Origin of the sequence: Marinicrinis sediminis (genome assembly GCF_042685085.1) — a bacterium.
In the GTDB taxonomy this organism is placed as follows: domain Bacteria; phylum Bacillota; class Bacilli; order Paenibacillales; family KCTC-33676; genus Marinicrinis; species Marinicrinis sediminis.
In genome coordinates this window covers 484,222-507,445 of sequence record NZ_JBHUMM010000043.1, presented here as the reverse complement: position 1 = coordinate 507,445, position 23,224 = coordinate 484,222, and the positions used below count along the sequence as shown (strand labels likewise).

Below are 23,224 nucleotides of genomic sequence, written 5' to 3'. Positions count from 1 at the left end.
GTCATCGTATTGGTTTACTCAATGCTTCGGTCATGCGCTTGATTTCATTCTTGAATATCTGTCCCCACTGTTCGATCATTTCCGCGGAGTGCAGATCCTTGCTATAGTCCCAATCCATAAATAGCTCTTGATCTTCGATCCCACAGTTGAACAACACCAGATTGTCGCGAACAATTTCACCAACCGCGGATCTCGGAGGCACATGAATCCACTCCGGCGCGCCAGCAATTGCCTCGCCCTCTTGATCAGGGTTGGTAAACTGTCCCTGAAAGTTGAAATTAACCTGGGCATAGGGGATGCGAGCCATTTTGTCTCGGATGTCCTTCGAATCATGTACGTAGCGGAGCAATCCGTACGAATTGTCTTTTGGAATATGGGCCGTCTGCTGTTTCACATTTTTGATCCAGTCCAGCAGATCTTCCTGCCGTTCATCTGCATACAAGACCGGATACATACTGGCCATCCAGCCAACGGTTCGCGACAAATCCAGGGATTCGTCGTATAGATACCGTCCATTGTCAAATACGTTCATGAACAAGCGGTTTTTCCCGCTCCATCTGCAATAGGCTCGAACGAATGCAGCCGTCAAAACATCGCTCATCTGAATGCCGGATTGTTTCATATGCGGCTGAATCGCCTGCAGCAAGGACGCGATCGGCATGCGATCTGAAGTAAACACCAAGCTACGGCTCAAGCATTTGGCGTTCGGGTCCAGGACCGGAATCGACAGCGTATCCGAATCTGTTTCGGCGACTTCACTCCAGTAAGCCAGGTGCTGTTCACACCTTTCATCGTTGGCGTAACGCTTCATTGCCTCTGTAAAAGCCATGTATGTAGATGTTGTAGGCGGCAGCTTGACATCCTTCTGCTGAAGGGAGCCCATAATGAGCTCGAACATTTCCGCTTGCAAAATATCGAGTGAATATTTGTCAAAGCAATAGTGATGCAAGTAATACACGACGTAGCTTTCCCTGCCTACACCCCGGTCAAAGTACATGACCCAGAAGAGCGGACCTTCCTCAATGGAGCAGCGATCCTCATACGCACGAATCCGGGCTTCAATGACAGGGAAGACTTCTTCATCCTTGATTTCTTCAGGTGGCAAATCAAAGCTCTGGAACGGAATGTCATTCGATCGCTCGATCACCTGCCTCCATCCTTCTGCCGTTTCTCTCACTTTGATCGACAGCGCATCATGACGCTGGATCAACGTTTGAACGGCGTTTTGGACCGCTTGTCTGTCCAGCTGGACGGGAATGCGATACAAGTTCGGCATGCCCCAGTGGTGCTTACTGTTATTATTCGGAATCGACAGACTGTAAGCGAGATTCGGATGAATGACCACTTCACCTTCCTGAAACCCGTCGGTTGGCTGATCGCTGACCTGCTCCATACGGACGGCAAGCTCTTCAATCGTCTGATAATCAAACAGATCCTTGACCGCGATCTTCCATCCCTTCTCTGACAAAGAGGTCGTGACCTGGATGATCTGCATCGAATTGCCGCCAAGATCGAAGAACCGATCACGAATGCCCACTCGCTCGACACGCAGCAGCTTTTTCCATACTTCGGCCATCACGCGTTCTTTCTCATCTCTCGGTTCCACAAATGGCTCCCCTGTTTCGATCCAGTTGCCCGGATCAGGCAGGGCCTTGCGATCCAGCTTTCCATTCGACGTAAGCGGGAGTGCCTGGAGATGGACAAAATACGACGGGATCATGTAACCCGGGAGCAGCCTGGACAGATAATCCCTCATTTCCTTGACGGATACAGGATGCAGGTAAACGACGTATGCAGCCAGACTTTTGTGCCCCTCTGCTTCCTCCCGATCTACAACCAGCGCCTCTTTCACAAATGGATGCCTCATCAACTGGGTTTGAATCTCTCCCAGTTCAACCCGGAAGCCTCTAATTTTCACCTGATGATCGACTCTCCCCATAAACTCGAGTTGATCATCTGGCAGCCATCTGGCCATGTCTCCTGTCTTGTACATCTTCTCGCCTTCGGCAAAAGGGCTTGGGAGGAAACGCTCACGGGTAAGCTGTTCATCCGTATAGCCTGTCGCCAGGCAATCCCCGGCAATATATAACTGTCCGGCACACAGATAGGGAACCGGCTGCAACTGCTCATCCAGTACGTAGTACCTGGCATTCTGAATAGGTCTGCCATACGGGACACTCACCCAGTGTTCCTCCAGTTGTCGGACCCGATAGAAGTTGGACCACACCGTCGCTTCTGTTGCACCACCCAGGCTGATCACTTCTACTCCCGGGAAAGTGGCTTTCAGGCAGTCCGGCAAGGAAAGCGGAATCCAGTCCCCGCTCAGGAAGACGAGTCGAAGCTTGCTGTCAGCAAATGTGTCGGGTGAGGACTTGAAATGATCTGCAAGCTGCTGCAAAGCCGCAGGGGCCGAATCCCAAAACGTAATCGGTTCGCTGGCCAGGATGTGAGCGAGCCGCTCTGGAGAGCGACCTTCTTCCTCAGAGGCCATCCGAATAGTACCGCCTGCTGACAGCATTCCGAAAATATCATAGACAGACAAATCAAAACACAGCGATGTCACAAACAGTAAGCGATCACGAGCAGATACAGAAAAGGTGCCGTTCACCCATTCCATCAGATTGACCACAGAACGATGGTTGACTTCCACTCCCTTTGGGGTGCCAGTAGAACCGGATGTAAAGATGGTGTATGCTTTCTGATCGGCATGCGTTGCCGGCAGGACAGCATTGGTGCCGTGACTGGCCACATGCCAGCCTGTCCAGTAGCGGACGCGGACACGTTGTTCCTCGCTGATCTCGTGTTCTGTACGGTTCCGTTCATCTTGAGAAGTCAACACGGACTGCTCGGACTCGGTACCCTCCTCTTTCTTCTGCAGCAGGATATCGTAACGATATTGCAGCTCATTATCAAACAGATCATGTCGATGCCTGATTTCCAGCTTCTCCAGTTGCGTCAGTTCACCTGCCTTATCAAACGATGTGAAAAAGCGCTCCGGCACGTAGAGCTCGGTATCAAAATTGGTTTTAGCGCGCGGCTGATGACCATATGTCTGCTGATATTGCGCCACTGAATCCATGTACGCTTCCTTCAAGTGCAGGGACGGGATGTCCGACAACAGCAAGGTTCCGCCAGGTCGAAGCAGCTGCCACGCTTGCTGGATCACGGCTTCGAGATACCGATATCCAGGGAAAAATTGCACCGTACTGGCCATTACAATCACATCGTACGTTCCTTCGGCAAACTGGGCCAGCTCATGGGCGAAGCCCTGATTCAGTTTGAGACGCCCACCCTTGATGGTGTCTGCTCTCATCTGTACGGCATCCAGCATACTGCGCGAAGGGTCCAGCGCATGCACATCCACTCCTGCGCGAACTAGCGGCAATGTAATATGTCCTCCGCCGCAGCCTACCTCCAGCACACGCACACCGGGATGAAGGTGTGGCTGGACGAGACCGACCACATGTTGGACATAAGCGGCGACTTCTGTTTCGCCAAATGGTGATCCTGTATAGCTGCTTTGAAATCCTCCCAGCTCAATGTCATCGTCTGCACGGTCTGCCACATGATCCCACAGCTCCATCATCTCATCCGTGTTCAACGATTCGGTGCCCGGCACTTCATCCCGTACATCTACATAGATCAAATCCGTCTGTTCATTTCGTTTCCAAACGACTTCCTGAAAGCGGTCAAAGATGTCCCGCTTGCTAATGACCATGGAAATATCCAGATCGTTCAGGATCGTCTCAACCCGTTTGCGTGGATAGGTCGGCTCCAGAGGAACGTAGGACCCCCCTGCTTTGAGCACGGCCAGCGTTGCGATGATCATATCAAAGCTTCGATCCAGCATAATGGCGACTTCTTTTCCGCTCTTTACCCCAAGTGTCTGAAGATGCCGTGCCAGTTGATTCGACTGTTCCTGTAGTTGTCCGTACGTACAGTTCTGTTCGCCGTCTGTCAAGGCGATGGCATCCGGTTGGAGCCGCGCCTGCTTTTCAAAAGCCTGAAACATAAGCTCCCCGTCCGAAAACGGTGCAGTCGTCTGGTTCAATTCCTTGACGAAGTCCCGTTGCCTGTCAGGTTCCAGAAGTGAAATCTTCTGCCCATCCTGATAGACATCTGTGATCAATTTTTTCATGAAATAAGCGAGACTGTACGCATACTGTTCGATCACATGGGATTCATATTTGTGCTGCAAATAATGCAAAGAGAGATGAAGCTGATCCGCCTGCATCTGGATATTCAGACACCAATCCGGTTGATGCTGCAGGATCAGTTCTTCCATCCGCTCTCCGTGCAACGAAGTCATGGACACGAGACATTCGCCAAACCATCCTTGCTGCTGACTGACACCCATTTGCTCCGTTAATGATGTCAAAGGATAGTGTTGATTCTTGTAGCCGTCTGCCACGAGTGGCTGGACGTGCAGCAGCATATCCTTCAGACAGGTGTGGGTTTCCAGATCAATACAGAACGGGACATAGCCCGTCCGGGTCCACCCCAGGTGATCCTCTTCCCCTTCTTCCTCCTGTTCTGCTTGCAGCGGCGCCAACTCTGCTGTCAGCGCGGCGGCAAGCTGTGTATGCTGAATATCCAGCAATGGAGAGACAGGGACAAAAGATTTTTGTCCGGTCAGATTCCGCATCCAGAGTGAGAGCATGGAGAGGATAATCACATAGACGGAAATATCCTTGGATTTTCCCATCTTGATCAGGCGAGCTGCCACCTCCTTTTCGATCGGGATCTCGAAGATCCCGTATACGGGAAGCTGATGCTTCTTTCGAGTTAATCCTAGCTGAAAAGGCTCTACATCCTGTAATTGTTTGCTCCAATATTGCTTCGCGGTTTCAAACAATCCCAAGCTGAGCAGTCTCTGATCCATAATCTCCCTCCTTTCATAAGATTGTGTATAGGTGACGGGTGCATGCCCTGATCCTCATCAGGGCGTGCCCCTTAAAAATCAAAATCGATATCCATCACTTCTTCTACCTGTTGAATGGATTTCATCACGGATTGTTTCGTCGCTTCATCCACGATATCCACTTCTTTCAATGGGCGTTCCGGATGTTCAACGACTTGTTCCAGCACCGTCATGAAGGCTTGGAAGAAAGATTCGACTGTTTCCTTTTTGAAGCGGTAAATCGCATATTCAAGCTCCAGCTCAATCTCGGTCTCAGTCTCCACCGCCCACAAGGTCAAATCAAATTTGGCAACAGAGAGTGGAACTGGCTGTGGTGCCAGCTTCACATCGCCAAACCGCATTTCAGGGAAGGACATGTTCTGCAAGGCAAAGGAAGCATCAAACAATGGATTGCGACCCTGCACACGCTTGACCTGAAGTTTCCGCACCAATTCGTCAAACGGATAATCCTGGTGTTCAAAAGCCTGCCATACATGGTTTTTCACTTGTTGCATGGTTTGGCTGAAGGAATCTTCTCCGGAAATCGCGGTACGCAGCGGTAATATATTGACGAACATGCCGACCACATCCTGAAGCTCTGCCAGCGATCGCCCGGCAACCGGCGTACCCACGACAATATCGGATTGAGCAGACCATTTGGACAATGTGCAGCTATAGATACCGAGCAGCAACATGTACAGCGTGACATCATGTGTTTGGCAAAAATCCCGCAGTTTGCCTGTAAGGGTCGCATCCAGCGTTTGATTCAGTCTCTCTCCGCTCGTATCCATCATCTTGTCCGGCACATAGGTCTGTCCCAGATTCAATGGTTCAACCGGCAGTTCGAACTGCTGCCGCCAGAACTGCTCATCCTGCTGAAAGACCTCGCTTTCGCGATGAGACTGCTGCCAGTAGGCAAAATCCTTGTACTGGATGGCCAGTTCAGGCAATTTCGTTCCCTCGTACAGGGCTGCCAGATCCTCCAGCAAACGTCCAACTGATACCCCATCGGTGATGATATGATGCATGTCGATCAGAAGAGTACCTTGCTCCGGACCCGTATGCATAAGAACGACGCGGAATAACGGGCCCTTTTCCAGATCAAATGGCTGGATATACGTTTGCAGCTTATTTCTCGATTCAGCAGCCGTCCCCTCAAGCACGTCCACTTGCACCGGAATATGCGAATGAATACGCTGGACAGGTTCCCCCTGTGCCCACTCAAATGTCGTGCGCAGTGACTCGTGCCGCTTGACAAGCTCTTCGAACGCCGCTTGAAGCTTGTCCTGCTGCAAGTCTCCGCTGAAATCCAGCAACGTGGGTACATTGTAGGTCAGCCCTGTATCTTCATGCTGACTCAGAATGAAGAGCCGGGTTTGTGCCAATGACAACGGATACGTATCCTGTACCGGCGCTTTTGAAATCGCTACATTGAACGGTTGCGAATCAGACAGACTCATGCGTGCCTCAATCAAGGCAGCAAGGGAGCGAATCGTTTGTGCTTCGAGCAGATCCGGGATGCGAATCTGGCATTGGAACGTCCGATGAATCTCCGCAATCAGCGTCATCGCTTTCAGGGATTGACCCCCGATTTCGAAGAAAGGATCATCCAGCCCAAAATCATGCCGTTCCAGCAACTGGGCCCAGATCGTAAACAAACGCTGCTCAGTCTCCGATCCGTCTGCGAGATCGACACGACTCTCACGCTGCTGCTGATGAAGCTCCTTGAGTGCCTGCCGATCCATTTTGCCATTTGGTGTCAGTGGCATCTCGTCTACAATGACCCACGCCTCCGGGATCATATAGTCCGGAAGCTTCTCCAGCAAACCATTTTGAAGCTGAGAGGCGGTTAGCTGCTTGCCTTCCACATATCCGCACAAGTAAGCGGAGCCGTCCGAACGCTGATGATCCATCACGAGAGAGTTGGTCACCCCGTTCAAACTTTGCAGTCTGCTTTCAATTTCGCCGATTTCGACGCGAAACCCGCGAATCTTGACTTGATGATCCAGACGACCCAGGTATTCGATATTGCCGTCTGGCAAATATTTGGCCAAGTCTCCGGTACGGTACATGCGCTTGCAGAGGGCAAACGGATGGGGAACAAAAACCTGCTCCGTCAGTTCCGGGCGCTGATGATATCCTCTTGCCAGTCCCCTGCTGCTGACACACAGTTCACCGGGCAATCCCGGCGGGACCATCTGTCCATCAGCCGTCAGGATAAAGACTTCTGTATACAGCAGCGGCTTTCCAATCGGAATCATCGTCTCATGATCAGTGGATTCATCGGCCTTCCAGAGGGTGGCACAAATCGTCGTCTCCGTCGGTCCGTAGGCATTCACATACTGAAGATGAGGCTGCCATCTCTCCACCAGCTCACTGGAGGAAGCTGAGCCAGCCGTGACCAGCAGACGCATATCTGGCAATGAAGCAGGATCGAGATGAATGGCATAGGTCGGCGGAAGTGTCGCTACCGTTATACGCTGACGCTGCATATAGGATGTAAAGGATGTAAAATCTTCAATGATTTCCTTCCTGACCATATGCAACTGGGCGCCCGTCAGGAGGGCCATAAACGTTTCCCACGCAGATGCATCAAAAGAACTGCTCGCAAACTGAATAATTCGATCATCTGAGGAAATGTCCAGCAGATGAATGAAGCTTTCCCTTAAATTCACCATCCCCTGATGCTCCAGCAATACGCCTTTCGGCTTGCCTGTAGAGCCTGATGTATAAATGATATAGCTGAGATCTCCGGCTTGAATCTCTATCGTATTCAGCACGGTCAGATCCGCCATTTGCAAGGCGGACTGCAATTCACTCACACTCAAAAACGGGGTGTCCGTCCCAAGTTCTGCCGCACGAGCTGTGAGCGAATCCGAGATTAGAACCAGTTCGCATCCACTGTCCTGCAGCATATGATTCAAACGCTCTTCCGGATATGCAGGGTCAAGCGGCAGATAAGCTGCACCTGCCTTTAGTACGGCAAGCACGGCACAAACCCATTCCGCTGATCGTTCCATCATCAAGCCTACGATTGCACCTTTTCCAACGTCCCGGCTGTGAAGCAGTGCTGCCCACTGATCGCTCCAGTGGTCCAATTGCGAATACGTCCAGCTGCTTTCTTCAAATACTAGCGCGGTATGATCAGGCGCCAGGCGCACCTGCTCACGAAACAGATCCGGAATCGTAAGGTCACACCATTCTGGCTGTTGATCATCATGTTGCTCCTCCAGCATCCGTTCCTGTTCTTCCAGTCCAACCAGCTCGAGCTCTCGAAGCAGCAGTTCTGGGGAAGCGGAAGCCTGTCCCAGCAATTGTGCCAAGGCTCCGAGCATCGCTTCGGCCGATGCAGGCTGAAACAGATCCGTCCGGTAGTGCAAGGTAACCCCATAACTGTTGTCCTGCTTCGCCCATTGAAATCTGAGGGCATAAGGCATACTCTCCAGATCGGTCTGCAAATGAGGATGATCATGGATCGCATCATAGTCGCATACGATTTTGGCTGCATCCGCAAAATCAATGCCGAGTTCTTCTGTGAGCGATCCAATCGGATAATACTGATGCTTGTACGCCTCTGAGACGGTCTGATTGACTTCTTTCAAACCTTGCTTGAAGCTCCAGTCCCCGTGCAGGCATGTATTCAGCAATACCGCAAAGTTGTGCTTCCGGTCATCTGGATAAGCATTGTACACAGGCGAAACGATCGAGACTTCTTTTTCCCCGGTCAATTTTGAGAACAGAATCTTCACCGCTGCACTGAAGGCAACAAAGGTAAGCAGGTCTTTTCCTTTGCAAAGCGCATCCAGCCTGGAAGCCACTTCCGCTTCCATCCCGAGATGACGCTGCGCGTATGCCGGTTTGCCACCAGTCTCACGTTCTACCCGATCCGTATGGAGAGGGAGGCTTCTCCACTCTCCCTCCAGTTTGTCATGCCAGTATTCCCTTGCAGGTATAAAGGAGTCTCCTAATTGGAGAGGCTGTGATGCCGTTGGATGTGAATGTGTACTCAATACGATCTCCTCCTAAAAATCAAATCCATCGTCCAGTTCGTTCCGTTCTTCCGTACGCGTGACCTCAATCGGCTTCTTCTCCGGTGACATCTGGAGATTTGCCAGCATCGGGATCGGCAGGTTCGATGGAGATTTCAGTAATTCCGTCAATGTACGCAAGTATTGCTCCAGCCACTGTACCGCCTCTCCATGCGACCAGACAGCCGAGCGGTATTCCAGCATAAAGGTCCATGCTCCGTCTTGTGCCTGACTGGCCTGGAGCGTAAAATCCATCATGGCATTGTCCAGCATGACCGGAACCGGTTCCCACTGCATGCCGGCAAAACTCAGTTCTCCCCACTCCATGTTCTGCATGACCAGCAAGCCCGATACGAGTGCCGGTGTATGACCCCCAACAGCCTGATCCTGTACCATTTCTTCATATGGATACATCTGATTTTGCAGAGCTTGCTCAACTGATGACTGAACTTGTGACACCAGTTGGTCAAATGTGTGATCAGGGGACAATTGCTGACGAAGCGGAAGCGTGTTGACGAACATCCCGACGAGTGAATCAAGCTGGGCTTGATTTCTTCCCGCTGTCGGCATCCCGATCACCAGATCCGCTCGATTCAATTGCTGGGCCAAATGCACATACAATCCGGACAGCAACAAACTATTCACTGTCGAACCCCAGGCTTCAGCAGTTTGTGACAGCACATCCGCCAGATCAGGATCTCCCTTCACATAGATACGCTCTCCCGCATGGGATGAGGCGTCAGACTGTGCGCCACTCGTTGCAAGCGCGAATGGCTGATAATTGGTCAAATGATCCAGCCAGTATTGTTTCTGCTCCTGCATACGCGGCTGTTTCATCTCATTTTGCAGCCATACTGCGAAATCCTTGTACTGGATGGACAACGGTTCCAGCAACCGATTCTGATACAGCTGCACCAGATCCTGATAAAGCACGGCCAAGGATACGCCATCCGCAATACTGTGATGGACATCCAGCATCAACACCGCTGTTTGACCGTTTTCCGCACACGCTTCAAACTGGATGAGCGCACATCTGAATAATGGCCCCTCTTCTACCTGGAACGGACGGATAAAGGAGCGCAACTGCTCATGAACGACCTCTTCCGAATAAGGGGCTTGCTCCTGCCGTACCGGGAATTCCAGGGACACCTGATCTGCAATGTGCTGGACAAGTGCACCATTTTTCCAGGCAAATCGGGTGCGTAACGCTTCATGTCGGGCAATGACCTGGTGAATAGCATGGTGCAATCTCTGTACATCCAGCTGGCCTGTAATTTTGACCGCCATCGGAATATTGATGGAGGTAGCTTCACTTGCAAACTGCTGCAGCATCACCATTCGACGTTGTGCGGACGTGACCGGATAATCGTCTCTGTCCTCCGCCCTGTCAATGGAAACGGCAGATGAGGCATGTGATTGCTGTGCTAGCAGTGCAGCCATTTCCGTCAAGGTCGGATATTGGAAGACTGCCGGAATAGACAATTCCAGCCCAAGTTGCTGATGGATTCTCGAAATGAGCTGAACCGCCTTCAATGAGTTCCCTCCGGAACGGAAGAAATGGGCATGACGGTCTTTCACATTTGCTCGTAATACGCTACTCCACAAGGTCGCCAGTTCTTTCTCCATCTCTGTGACCGGTTCTTCGGATGGCGATGAAGAACGTTCCGTTGTAACCGGCTGACTGACTTGTACGGTTTCCGGTAGCGAGCTAGTCGAAGCCAGACTCATTTCATAAGCTTCCCGCATTTTGCTTCCACTGGCATAGGCCAACGGCCAATATTGTCGATCGTGTTGGACCTTACCCGCGTATTCGTCCATCCAGTGCGGGTCAATCAAATCATCCGCATGATTGATCTCGGCATGTGCAGGATCAAAATGGGTCCCGTTCTCTTCTTGTGGTGAACGTTGCTCTGAAGGCTCTGAACGATCAGCCTGGGCGAGCTCACTGCCAGCCGCAACCGTATCTTCTCCCTCTTCCAACCGGGAGAACGCATATACAGCCGAAGTTTCTGCCACCTGTTCCTTTGCCTGATTACGGTCTGATGTGCCCGAGTGAATCGTCAACTGTGCCGGAGCATCAGGCAGGGCGCTTCGCGACAGTTTCCAGTCCACGTACTCGCTGGTTTCATCTGTAACCAACCAGTTGGTCTCCTCCAGAAATTGTTTGAATGGAACGTTTTTCGCTGTCGGAACAAATCGCGCCTGAATGGTATCTACCTCATGTTGCGCCGTCCATTCCTTCAGGAAGCTCAGTAAGCCCACTTCAACCTTTCGTCCCAAAACACGACAGCTCATGAGGAAAGTATCGAGGTGCAAGACCTGTTCCTCTTGACGAGCAATCAGGAGTCCGACCAGACCATAGTCACCGAAGCGATCCCGTACCTGAATGGTCCAGAGATACGTATGCTGCTGCTGTTGAAGCGCCTCAATCTCCGCTTCTGTTCTGCGGATCGTACTGAGATTGAACTGATTCGTTCGCATAGTCAGCTGTGAAGCTCTTGGAACATGGGCTTCAGACAGGGGCTGAATATCAAGCACAATGTCCAGACTGCTCAGAAAATCATCCAGAGAATCGGCATGCTGATGCTGATATTCCTTGCGCTGTACCTCTGCTCTCATCATGGAGGTGCGCTTGCGATCTTCCTCTGTCACACTGAAGCGATCGAGCGCCCAGATGTGATCCATCCAGTTGGGCAGAGAAGCTATTGATTTCGGAAGTGGAATGGACAGGACAGACGGCGCGTTGGCCAGCATCTCACTGATTTCCATCGGGTTGTCATCCATGAAGATAAAACTGTCCAGACCTACATTCAGTTCCTTGGCGAGCTGCTTGATATTGTCGGACTTTGGCAGCCAGTTGATCTTGGCACCTACGAGATGCTCACGCTTCAGGATCATGTCCGGATGCTGGTCCAGAACATGCCACACATCCTGCTCCACGTTCTTGCTTAGCAGTGTAATCATCATTCCCTCACGGGAAAGGTCCACCATCTTCTGTTGCAGGCGCTGATGGGCAGACGTGATGGTCACATCGAGACCGGATTCACCACATACGCCTTCCCATAACGTATTGTCACAATCAAGGGCAATGACCTTGAATGGCTGACGCTGGCGCGCGTCCAGTTTACGCGTAATTTCCGCCGCCATAACCAGGAAGGCTTCCTCTGTATAGGGTACATGTCCGGATCGATCTGAGATCGCATCATAGAAAGAATGAACCCCCTCACGCTGGAAGGCATCCTCCATGCGGATGAGGTAACAGTCTGCAATCTGATCCAGCTCCTGCATCCATTTATCATAATGTTCAACCAATTGTAAACGAGCCTGGTCACTCCACGACAATCCCGCATCCAGCGGAAAAGTCAGAATCAGAAGCGGACTGCTTCGGTGTTGCTGACGAATCGCCTGCAACAGTTCACTGGCCGTGCGCTCAATCGAAGCGAGTTGTGCCTCTTCACTGGCCAGTTCTTGATCCCGCACCCAATCCTCCAGTCGAAGCAGGAGTACATTTAAGCCTACGTTTGTAGAAAGCAGACTTTGCGGATTTAGCAGTTCCTGAAAAGCCTGATGATAGGGAGCCATTTCCACCGACACTTCATAACCCATGAGAGCAGCCCACCACTGCAACGGCTCTACGATTGGATCTGCGGTAAAGCTGGCGCTGACCGCCATACGCACTGCCGCCTGACCGTTTTCCTTGCGGATCTTGCTCGATGATTTGCGTTTTTCATGCCAGGAAGCGATCGGTTCAAGCTGGACAGATGTCTTCAATGCTTCATCCGGCCCCTGAACAAAGGCCTCCATAACTTCGAAGAATTGCTTCGCGATCCATTCCACCGTTTCTGCTGTAAACAGATTGCGATTGTAATTGAACAGGAAGGAGCAACCGCCTTGCTGCTCCAGAATGACATCCAGCTTCAAGTCGAGCGTGGCAGTATCAAGCGGCAGCTCCACCAATTCCACCGTAAACGGGAGGCCGTCAGCCTGTAAACCGTTCGCTTCCTGAAGCAAATGTTCGTTATGGAACACCAGCATCGTGTCATACAACGGATTTCGATCAGAGGACGTCTCCACTTCCAGCACATCAATCAATTGCTCAAATGGAATGTCCTGGTGCTGATAAGCTTCCAACAAGGTCTGATTGGCAGCGCGTGTCCAGGTTTTGGCTGTACGCTTCGCACGCTGTTGCAACCGGATCGGCAAATAGTTGATAAACATGCCCACAGTCTGCTGCACATCCGGATAATGGCGACCGGAAACAATCGATCCCATAATGACTTCTTTTTGCTCTGCGAGTTCCATAAGCGTGTACGCATACATTGACAGCAACGCACTGTGGAGCGAGGCATTCGCAGCTTGCGCAAAAACCTTCACGCGCTCCAGCTGGCTGGCATCGATATGCACGATATGGGTATCTCCTTCGAACGAACGCTCGGCTTGCCGCGGAAAGTCCGTCTCCAGCTCCAGAACCGGAAGCTCTCCTGCAAATTGCTTCAGCCAGTATTGCTGTTGTGTTTCCAGCTCCTCACTTTCAAGATATTGCTGCTGCCATACGGCAAAGTCTTTAAATTGCACGGGAACAGCAGGCAATACATTTCCGGCATATAGCTGCATCCATTCAGCAAGAAGCAGGGCCGAGGAAGCGCCGTCTCCAATGAGATGATGCATGTCTGTCATCAGTAAATACGTATGCGCGTCCCATCTTTTCAGCTTTGCACGAAACAACGGTGCTTCTGCCAGTGAAAACGGGCGAATCCAGTCCCGAATCGTTTGGACGGCACTCGGGTGTGGCAGCTGGCTGTCCGGCTCTTCAAGCTCACACTCCATCTGAAAGGAAACCGCATCCTGTATATGCTGAACGGGCAAGCCGTGTTTGAGCGAAAAAGACGTACGCAGGGCTTCATGCCGTTGAATCAGTTGCAACAGGCCCGTCTCCAGTCGCTTCACATCGACCTGTCCTTTGAGCCAAAGAGCCTGCGGCATATTATAGCTGGTCGAAATACCGGCCAGTTGTTCCTGAATAAATACGCGTTGCTGCGAAGGAGTCAGCTTATAATCGTGACTCGCAGCTGCGGGCAGTATACGATCCGTCTGCACAGCATCTTGCCGCTGTACCTGTGCGGGTCTCCGTTCCACCTGTCCATACTCGGCGTGCAGATAGGCAGCCAGCTGTTCAATGGATTCCTTTTCAATCAGAACTGCTACGGGCAGCTTGACACCCGCTGCCTGTTCCAGTCGCTGCACGATGCGCAGAGCCAGAATTGAATCCCCGCCGAGCTCATAATAGTTGCTTCTGGCAGACAACTGATCAAATCCAAGCACCTCGCCCCATACATTGGCAACGAGCTGTTGCCAAGCCTGAACCGAATCATCTGTTGAGGCATCGGTCAGCTTGACGTGAACCATCTGAATGACCTGATCGGACGCTTCAGCATGTCCAGATTGACCTTCCCTGATCGCTCTGCTTTGCGGCTTGGCCTGCACCTGACCGTCCAGCCACAGACGCACTCGCTCAAGCGGCGTAGGAGGCAGCGGAACTCGATAAGCTTCCATCGCTTCATACATCGTCTTCCACGGAATTACGACGCCACTTGCATAAGCCTCCGCCAACTGTCTGCATGCCTCATCGCCCAGCTGGTCCATCGTGTCGTTTATCCCCTGGATCGAATAATTCGAGACGGACTGACCCGCATCTACTTCCCCGAAATAAATGGTAGAAGCAGCAGGAACGCGCACAACGCCAGATACAGGAGAAACCGAGTTCCCTTGATCTAGTTCGTTGGCTTGTATCCACCTTGCAGCAAGCTGTTCAAGCACAAATTGCTTCATCTCATGAAGCACAGTCTTCCAGGTTTGTCTGGTGACAGAAGCAGCCAGACGAAAACGATAATGGTTTCTTCCGGTGGACGCGGTGTAGCAAATATCGGACAGGCGATGCTGCGAGAGGTCCACCTGATCTGCATAATCCTGAACGAGCCGCTGCAGTCCTGCCAAAGTAGGAGCAGTCAGGACGAGCAGAGCAGATGCATCCTCTACGCCATCATTGTCTTCAGAACGCTCCGTCTGCTGAGGAGGTTCCTGAACGACAAGATGACAGTTCGTACCGCTCATCCCGAAGCTGCTTACCCCTGCTGTACGAGGCCCTTGTTCCGGTGTCCACTTCTCCAGTTCACGCTGTACATAAACCGGAGAGGACAAAAAGGAAATAGCCGGGTTAGGCTCCTGAAAATGAAGGGACGGCGGTAGCCAGCCTTCTTTGACCGCCATTACGGCTTTGACAACTCCCGTCACACCGGCTGCATTGTCCAGATGACCCAGATTGCTCTTCACACTGCCAATGCTGCAAAATTGGGTCTTGTTCGTAAACCGGCGGAATGCACGGGTCACACCTTCTATTTCGATCGGATCGCCGAGCTTCGTTCCGGTTCCATGGGCTTCGATGTATCCGACCGTTTCCGGGTCAATCTCTGCATCCTTCCATGCCGAGACGATGACTTTTTCCTGAGCTTCGACATTGGGTGCTGTAATCCCGACAGAGCTGCCATCCTGATTGATGGCCCCGCCCTTGATCACAGCATAAATGTGATCCCGATCTTCCAGCGCCAGATCTAGTGGTTTCAGCAGCAGGCACGCTGCCCCTTCCCCCATGCCTGTGCCATCAGAATGGGCGTCAAACGGCTTCGCTCTGGCATCCGAGGCTTCGATGCCAATTCGCATGCCGGTATCAATCGGCGCAAGCAGCGTCTTCACACTTCCTGCCAGCGCCATGTCGCAATCTCCGTTACGTATCGCCTGACAGGCCATGTAAATGGCGACCAGCGAGGAGGAGCAGGCGGTATCCATCGACACCGCCGGTCCTTTCAAATCCATCCAGTAACTGATTCGGCCTGCAATGACAGAGGTTAAGTTCCCCGGAATGGCCATAGATGCAAAATCGGGTGCCATCTCATGGAGATATTTTTTATAGTCATGAAACATGTCGGCTGTATACCCGATATAGACACCTGTGTTGCTTCCTTTCAGTTGTCCGGCTCCATAGCCGGCGTTTTCCACTGCGCGCCAGGCCATTTCCAGGAAGATGCGCTGATTCGGATTCATCAGCTCTGCTTCCTTCGGACTCAGCTTGAAGAAAGAGGGATCAAATTGACTGATTTCATCTAAATACGCGCCATCATGAAAGGGAATGTCGGTGTCATAGCCGAGTTGCTGCAAATAGGCTTCAATATCCTGTTTTCTCTGTTGCGGAAAAGCGCCAACCGCATCCATGCCCTGCTTCAGGCTATCCCAAAATGCAGCCAGATCCTCTGATTTTGGATATCGGGCCGACATTCCAATAATCGCGACGTCCCGTTTCGGGGTTTCTTCATCCATTTCTGTCATTTCGATTACGGTTTCATCTTCGGACAAATCTTCTAAATCCAGCAGGTTCAAATCCAACATGTCTCCACCTCCTTAATGTTTGATCTCGATGTCAGCCTTCGTTATCGGATTGATTGCATGCCGTCCGTGTCTCATCCAGGTTAGACAGAAACCTGTCCGGTGTTTTTGCCTACCGGTACGGACGTTTGAGTTGGAGTAGAAGTCTGACGAGTTTTGAACAAGTAGTATTTCGTTACCACAACAATGACCGAGCTGACCAAAATCGCGATGATAAAACCGTAATTGAACCCGATCTCATACGTGGTATATATTTTCCGAGTCACATAATACGTTCCGAACAAACCAATTTGCGCGACAATCGGTGTCCACAGGGAGCGATGCCATACATAGAGCAGACAGAAGATAACGGTTCCCATGCCACCATACAAGGTGAGTGCCGGGTCGAGCTGGAAGAACAGGAAGCCATAGATCACGGCATCCGCGAGAATGGCAAGCCATAGCGGTACTGCTGCACGGAGCGCATTGAAGATCAGACCTCGGAACAAGACTTCCTTATAGATGGAATGAATAATCAAGAAGATCAAGAAATGCACCAATGACGGTCCCAGCAAAAAGGCGAACAGGCCTTCGAATTGTGGAAATGTATCCTCCACATACGGAATTTTGGCAATACTGGTTACCCATACACCCATGGCAATCGATAACAAAAACGTAACGGCGGTTGTATTCATGGAAATCGGCGAAAAATTCCAAACTTTCAATGGATTCCGGTTCTCATAGCGATAAATAATCCAGGCATAGATCGGAATCACAATCAGATCGTTTACGATTAACCCCCATTCTCCGTGCACGGCCATGAATTCACCTAGTGCACCCAAATTTGGAACGAACCATTCATACCAGTAATACACCAGTGGCTGCATGACGACAAAATAAATGGCAATGTAAAGGGCGACCTTGCCCACCATGACGTAGAAACGATAAGACTTGGATTGCTTGATATCCTTCAGCTTTTCTTTGTCTGCTGCTACTTGCGGAGAATTCTCATATTTCCAGAGCGTCCACAACAGGAATACCATTCCGGCGAGCGAAGCGATGGAGATCACGGCCAGCACAGGAGGTGCCAGTGTGGAAAATTGCTTGACCAGTCCGAATTCTGCAAAGCTCATAATTAAAATATTTACACTGACTGCTATGGTAATCGTAGACCACATGGACTTCACTTTGTGGTAGATGAAACCGTACATCAGTCCCAGGAAGGTGGCGATCACCGTTACGGTCGTATTGGGTTGGAAGACCCCGTAAATCAATGCCTGGATGATCAGGACGACTGCAATAGGTGAGATCCGCTTCAATTCGTTCATCACAATGCCGCGGAAGAAAATTTCCTCGAAAAATGCCCCTGCCAGACCTACTCCGACAATCGTGAAGAAAAACTTGCCTGCCGTTCCAAATACATCGACATAGCTTTGCATTTCATTCGCCGCCTGAGTAGGCAGGAAAGGTAAATACATCGTGCTTGTGAACCACAACGCGCCAAACAGTCCAATCCCGACCAGAATCATAAATTGCTTGCGAGTCAGCAAATTGAAGCCTGCATTTGCGATAAAACCGGGATATTCTCCTTTCGTGACCGCTTTCCGAATCATCGACACGATAAACATGACCACGAACAGAGCACCGAAATTGATCATCAACCAAATGGGTACGTCGTTTTCCAACCACTGGCTGTAAGAAGGATTACTGGCCTTGATGTTATCCTGCAAGGTAAATACTGCCCAGTAACAGACCAGATAGACCACTAACCATAATAACGCTGACGCATACTTATTCATTTTATCCTCCTCTTCCCCGCCCATTGGATTGGAGGGCGGGGGTTTATATGATAGATGTTTTCAGCCAGATGGCCGCTTGCCATTTCTGTTATTGTGACCTTGCTGCCGTTTCCTGCAGAGGCTTAAGCTGCTTGGTCAGAATCTTCAGCAGCTTGGCATACTGTTCAAACATTTGCTTCACTGCCGCCTTTTTCAGGACAAAGCCATCATATTGCAACTCCAGCTCCAGCTCTTCTCCGACTCGCTGATAAGTCAGAATCAGGTCACAGGTGCCGTCATCTGTCTGCCACAAACCGGCATCCTTTTTCCGTGCACATACCGCTCGGATCTGCAAGCTTTCAGCGGCAGGAACAGCAGATTTCTTCCACTGTTGCATATGCCCGACCTGATAGAAAGACGGCTTGTCCGGCTCCGTATCGCCGAATTGATCGGACAACGATTGAACGAGAAGCTCAATACTGCCGAACTCATTCAGATTGCGCGCCAGTTTCATGCCATGCTGCGGATCAACCAGTGTCAAAATGGCCACCTCGGTCTGCTTGTTCAACTGGGCAAACAAATACATCCAGGCTGCACTGAGTACACTCTCCAGATCATGAGCGGAGACAATCCCTTGCGGATAGCTGCCGCCGGCGAGTCTGATCTTGAAGCCACTTGCACGATGACGATCTGTTGTCGAGGCAAAGGCCTGTTCTGGCAGTTGCACAAGCGGCGGAGCGAGTTCACGATTGTCCAGCTTTTGGTGTGCTTCAATGCATGCTGCCAGCTGTTCAATTGTGGCGTTGGCGAATAAATCCGTTACTTGAATCCAGTTGCCATACCGTTTTTCCAGCTCATGATGGACTTTAAGCAGTAGTAATGAATTTCCACCAATATCGAAGAAATTATCTTGAATGCCAATCTGCTGACTGCTGCCTACCCACTCTCTCCATATCTCCACCAGTTCCTTCTCCAGTGGCGTGCGAGGGGCCACGTAGGCTGTACCCGATGCAAGCTTGTCCTGCTCCGGCTTCGGCAGTGCCTTGCGGTCCGCCTTGCCGTTTGCCGTCAGCGGCATCCGTTCCAGTCTCACAAAGTACGCCGGAACCATGTAGTCTGGCAGTTCCTGCAGCAAATGCTCTTTCAGCTCGCCTGCCGTCACTTCCCGGCTGCTCACCACATACGCACACAGCGCCTTGCTTCCTGTCGCATCCTCAACGGCTGTAACCACCGTTTCACTCACGGCTTCATGCTGCAACAATTCGTGCTCGATCTCGCCTAGCTCAATCCGGTAGCCCCGGATCTTCACCTGGAAGTCCGTCCGGCCCAGGTATTCGATCGTGCCGTCTGCCTGCCATCTCGCCAAATCTCCTGTCTTGTACATCCGCTCTCCGGGCTCAAACGGGTTGTCCACGAATTTCTCCTTCGTCAACTCTTCCCGGTTCAGGTAGCCTCTGGCCAGACCTACACCCGAGATGCACAGCTCCCCGGCTACGCCTATCGGCTGCAGCTGATGCTGCTCATTGACGATGTACAGGCGAATGTTGTCAATCGGTTTGCCGATCGGTATGCTTCTTCGTACCTCTGCCGGCTGACAGTCATAATACGACACGTCGATGGTCGCCTCTGTCGGTCCGTACAGGTTAATCAGCTTCGCACCCGACGCTCCCAGCAGGGCGTAAAAGTCTTCAACCTGCGGGATCGTCAGCGCTTCACCGCTGGCAAAAACATGCTTCAGCGTCCGTAGCCGCTCTGCCTGATCCGGATGGGCTTTCACATAATCCAGGAACAGCTGCAGCATCGATGGGACAAAGTGCATTACCGTAATGCTAGCTTGCTCGATCGCCTGGATGATCGCACTCGGGTCCTTCTCCCCGCCTGGCTCCAGAAGGTGCAGGCCGGCTCCTTCCAGTGACCACCAAAACAGCTCCCACACCGATACGTCAAAGGTATACGGCGTTTTTTGCAAAATCGTATCGGCTTCTCCAAGCGGATAGCGCTTTTGCATCCAGTGCAGACGATTGATCACCGCCCGGTGCTCGATCATCGTTCCCTTCGGCTTTCCGGTGGAACCGGAGGTGTAGATCATATAAGCCAGCTTGTCCGGTGCGGTGCTTCGAGACAGATTCGATTCGTCCAGCTCACGCCACGGTGCATCGTCGTCCAAATCGATGATCATCCGTTCGGAAGCATCGATCTGCGAAGGGATGTCAGTCTGGCAACCGCGAAGCACCAGACTTGCTCCGCTGTCCTCCAGCATGTAGGCGATTCGATCTTCCGGAAAGTCCGGTGAAATCGGGACATAGGCGCCTCCGGCTTTGAGAACGGCGAAAATGCCGATCATCATATCCAGTTTGCGTGGACTTAGAATGGCGACCCGGCTGTCCGGCTCCACGCCGTGTTGCTGCAAGTAACGGGCCAGTCGGTTCGAACGGGCATTCAGCTCTGCATACGTCAGGCTCTCATGACCAAAGCTGATCGCCTGGCGATGCGGGTGACGGGCGACCTGTTCCTCGAACCGCTCGTGCAGCAGATGTTGATCCGGGAACGGCGCTTCCGTGCGGTTCCAGCTCTCCATCATGTGCTGCTGTTCTTCAGGTCTCAGCAATTGCAGGTCGATTACCTTTTGTTCCGGTGAAGCCGCCGCGATTTGTTCCAAGAGCCAGCAGTAGGCATCCGCCATCCGCTGAATCGTGCTTTCATGGAACAGCGCGGTGCTGTATTCAAACCGCAAAGAGCAGCCATCCTCCTGCTCCAACACTTCCAGTGTCAGATCAAACTTAGCTTGTGGATGATTGACCTGGACATGCTCCATATCAAATTGCTGGCTCTCAAACTGAAGTACGCCTGTATTTTGCATGACGAACATGACATCAAATAATGGATTGCGACTCATATCGCGTGCCACATTTAATTTTTCTACCAGTTGGTCAAATGGATAAGCCTGATGCTCCATCGATTCCAGCAAATGCTCGCTGGTGTGCAGCAGCCACTGTCGAATTGACAGTTCGCTTTCCGTTTCATCTTTCATCCGAATCGGCAAGGTATTCACGAACATACCGATGAGCTGCTCGACATCACTATGGGTTCGACCGGATACCGGTGTGCCGATAACCACATCTCTTTGTCCGCTCCATGCCATCATCAGTCGGGAGAATGCTGCCATCATAATGGTGGTGAGCGTCACTCGCTCCTTGATCGCCAGCGCTCGCAAGTGAAGGGTCTCTTCCGCTGTAAGCAGCTTGACGATCTGACTGCCTGCATATCCTTTGACGGCAGGTCTTGGGTAGTCGGTAGGGATCTGGGAAATCGGCACCCCGTCCGCATACTGCGCCAGCCAATATTGTTCATGATTCTGCATTCGATCTCCGTCAAGCTGCTGGGTTGACCAATGCGCATAATCCCGATATTGAACAGGCAGCCTATCCAGTTCGCCGTGCTCGTATGCCGTAATGACATCCTCTTGCAATCGGGCGATAGACAGTCCATCTGCAATTAAGTGGTGCATATCGAACAACAGCAAATGATGTTCATCGTCGAATGAATGAATACCGACTCGGAATAAAGGAAGCTCTTTCAAATTGAACGGACGAATAAATTGACGGATCATTTCATCCACTGCTTGCGGCTTATCGATCTCGTCAGCCTGACCCGATCCCGTCCCTTCCAATTGTTCCAGCTGGAATTCGAAGCCTTTATGAATCACTTGCACCGGACGACCGTCTTGCATCTCAAAGGTCGTACGCAAGCTTTCGTGTCGGCTGATGACTTGTTCAAAGGCCGTTTTGAAAGCCTGGAGATTCAGCTTTCCAGATATCCGCATGGCGGCAGGAAGATGGTAGCTCGTACCGACATGTTCCATCTGGTGCAGCAGATACAGTCTCGTTTGACCAGAAGAAAGCGCATAGTACGGTGCCTCTTCGAGTTCAGGAATCGCTGTGAAGGCTTCCGGCTGTTTCTGATCTACCCATTCCGCCAATCGATCCAGACGAGAGTGGGCAAATACTTCCCGCAAACTCACTTCAGCGCCCAGCGTTTTCTGAATGGCAACGGTCAGTTGAACGGCTTTGAGTGAATGTCCGCCCAAATGGAAGAAATCATCTTCCGCACCAACCTGCTCGACGCCGAGCAGTTCCGTCCACATCTCAGCCAAGTGCTGCTGTGTTCCAGGTTTCGGTGCGATATAATCCGCATGATTGGCAAGCTTGTCCTGCTCCGGTTTCGGCAGTGCCTTGCGGTCCGCCTTGCCGTTTGCCGTCAGCGGCATCCGCTCCAGTCTCACAAAGTACGCCGGAACCATGTAGTCTGGCAGTTCCTGCAGCAAATGCTCTTTCAGCTCGCCTGCTGTCACTTCCCGGCTACTCACCACATACGCACACAGCGCCTTGCTTCCTGTCGCATCCTCAACGGCTGTGACCACCGTTTCACTCACGGCTTCATGTTGCAACAATTCGTGCTCGATCTCGCCTAGCTCAATCCGGTAGCCCCGGATCTTCACCTGGAAGTCCGTCCGGCCCAGGTATTCGATCGTACCGTCTGCCTGCCATCTCGCCAAATCTCCTGTCTTGTACATCCGCTCTCCGGGCTCAAACGGGTTGTCCACGAATTTCTCCTTCGTCAACTCTTCCCGGTTCAGGTAGCCTCTGGCCAGACCTACGCCCGAGATGCACAGCTCTCCGGCTACGCCTATCGGCTGCAGCTGATGCTGTTCATTGACGATGTACAGGCGAATGTTGTCAATCGGTTTGCCGATCGGGATGCTTCTTCGCACCTCTGCCGGCTGACAGTCATAATACGACACGTCGATGGTCGCCTCTGTCGGTCCGTACAGGTTAATCAGCTTCGCACCCGACGCTCCCAGCAGGGCATAAAAGTCCTCAACCTGCGGAATCGTCAGCGCTTCACCGCTGGCAAAAACATGCTTCAGCGTCCGTAGCCGCTCTACCTGATCCGGATGAGCTTTCACATAATCCAGGAACAGCTGCAGCATCGATGGGACAAAGTGCATTACCGTAATGCCAGCGTGCTCGATCGCCTGGATGATCGCACTCGGGTCCTTCTCCCCGCCTGGCTCCAGAAGGTGCAGGCCGGCTCCTTGCAGC

5 protein-coding genes are annotated in these 23,224 nt (G+C 51.8%); all 5 read right to left on the bottom strand.

Translation table 11 applies throughout. The features are described 5' to 3' along the window. Nucleotide 1 precedes the first annotated feature (1 nt). The gene (locus tag ACFSUC_RS16120; RefSeq protein WP_379930655.1) at nt 2–4,882 is read right to left on the bottom strand and encodes an amino acid adenylation domain-containing protein; all 4,881 of its coding nucleotides are present in this window, start codon (nt 4,880–4,882) and stop codon (nt 2–4) included. A gap of 71 nt (nt 4,883–4,953) precedes the next feature. Further along, nucleotides 4,954–8,910, bottom strand: coding sequence for an amino acid adenylation domain-containing protein (locus ACFSUC_RS16115; RefSeq protein ID WP_379930654.1), 3,957 nt, complete (start codon nt 8,908–8,910; stop codon nt 4,954–4,956). A 12-nt stretch (nt 8,911–8,922) separates the two neighbouring features. Further along, entirely contained in the window at nt 8,923–16,368 is a 7,446-nt protein-coding gene (locus ACFSUC_RS16110) for an HAD-IIIC family phosphatase (RefSeq protein WP_379930653.1), read from the bottom strand. An 80-nt stretch (nt 16,369–16,448) separates the two neighbouring features. Further along, nucleotides 16,449–18,143, bottom strand: coding sequence for a CPBP family intramembrane glutamic endopeptidase (locus tag ACFSUC_RS16105; protein WP_379930652.1), 1,695 nt, complete (start codon nt 18,141–18,143; stop codon nt 16,449–16,451). Nucleotides 18,144–18,231: 88 nt separating this feature from the next. Then, on the bottom strand, nt 18,232–23,224 hold a 4,993-nt coding region (locus ACFSUC_RS16100), incomplete at its 5' end, for an amino acid adenylation domain-containing protein (RefSeq protein WP_379930651.1).

Coding starts and splice junctions, on each gene's coding strand:
- ACFSUC_RS16120 (WP_379930655.1), bottom strand. CDS start 4,882: ATGGATCAGAGACTGCTCAGCTTGGGATTGTTTGAAACCGCGAAGCAA.
- ACFSUC_RS16110 (WP_379930653.1), bottom strand. CDS start 16,368: ATGTTGGATTTGAACCTGCTGGATTTAGAAGATTTGTCCGAAGATGAA.
- ACFSUC_RS16105 (WP_379930652.1), bottom strand. CDS start 18,143: ATGAATAAGTATGCGTCAGCGTTATTATGGTTAGTGGTCTATCTGGTC.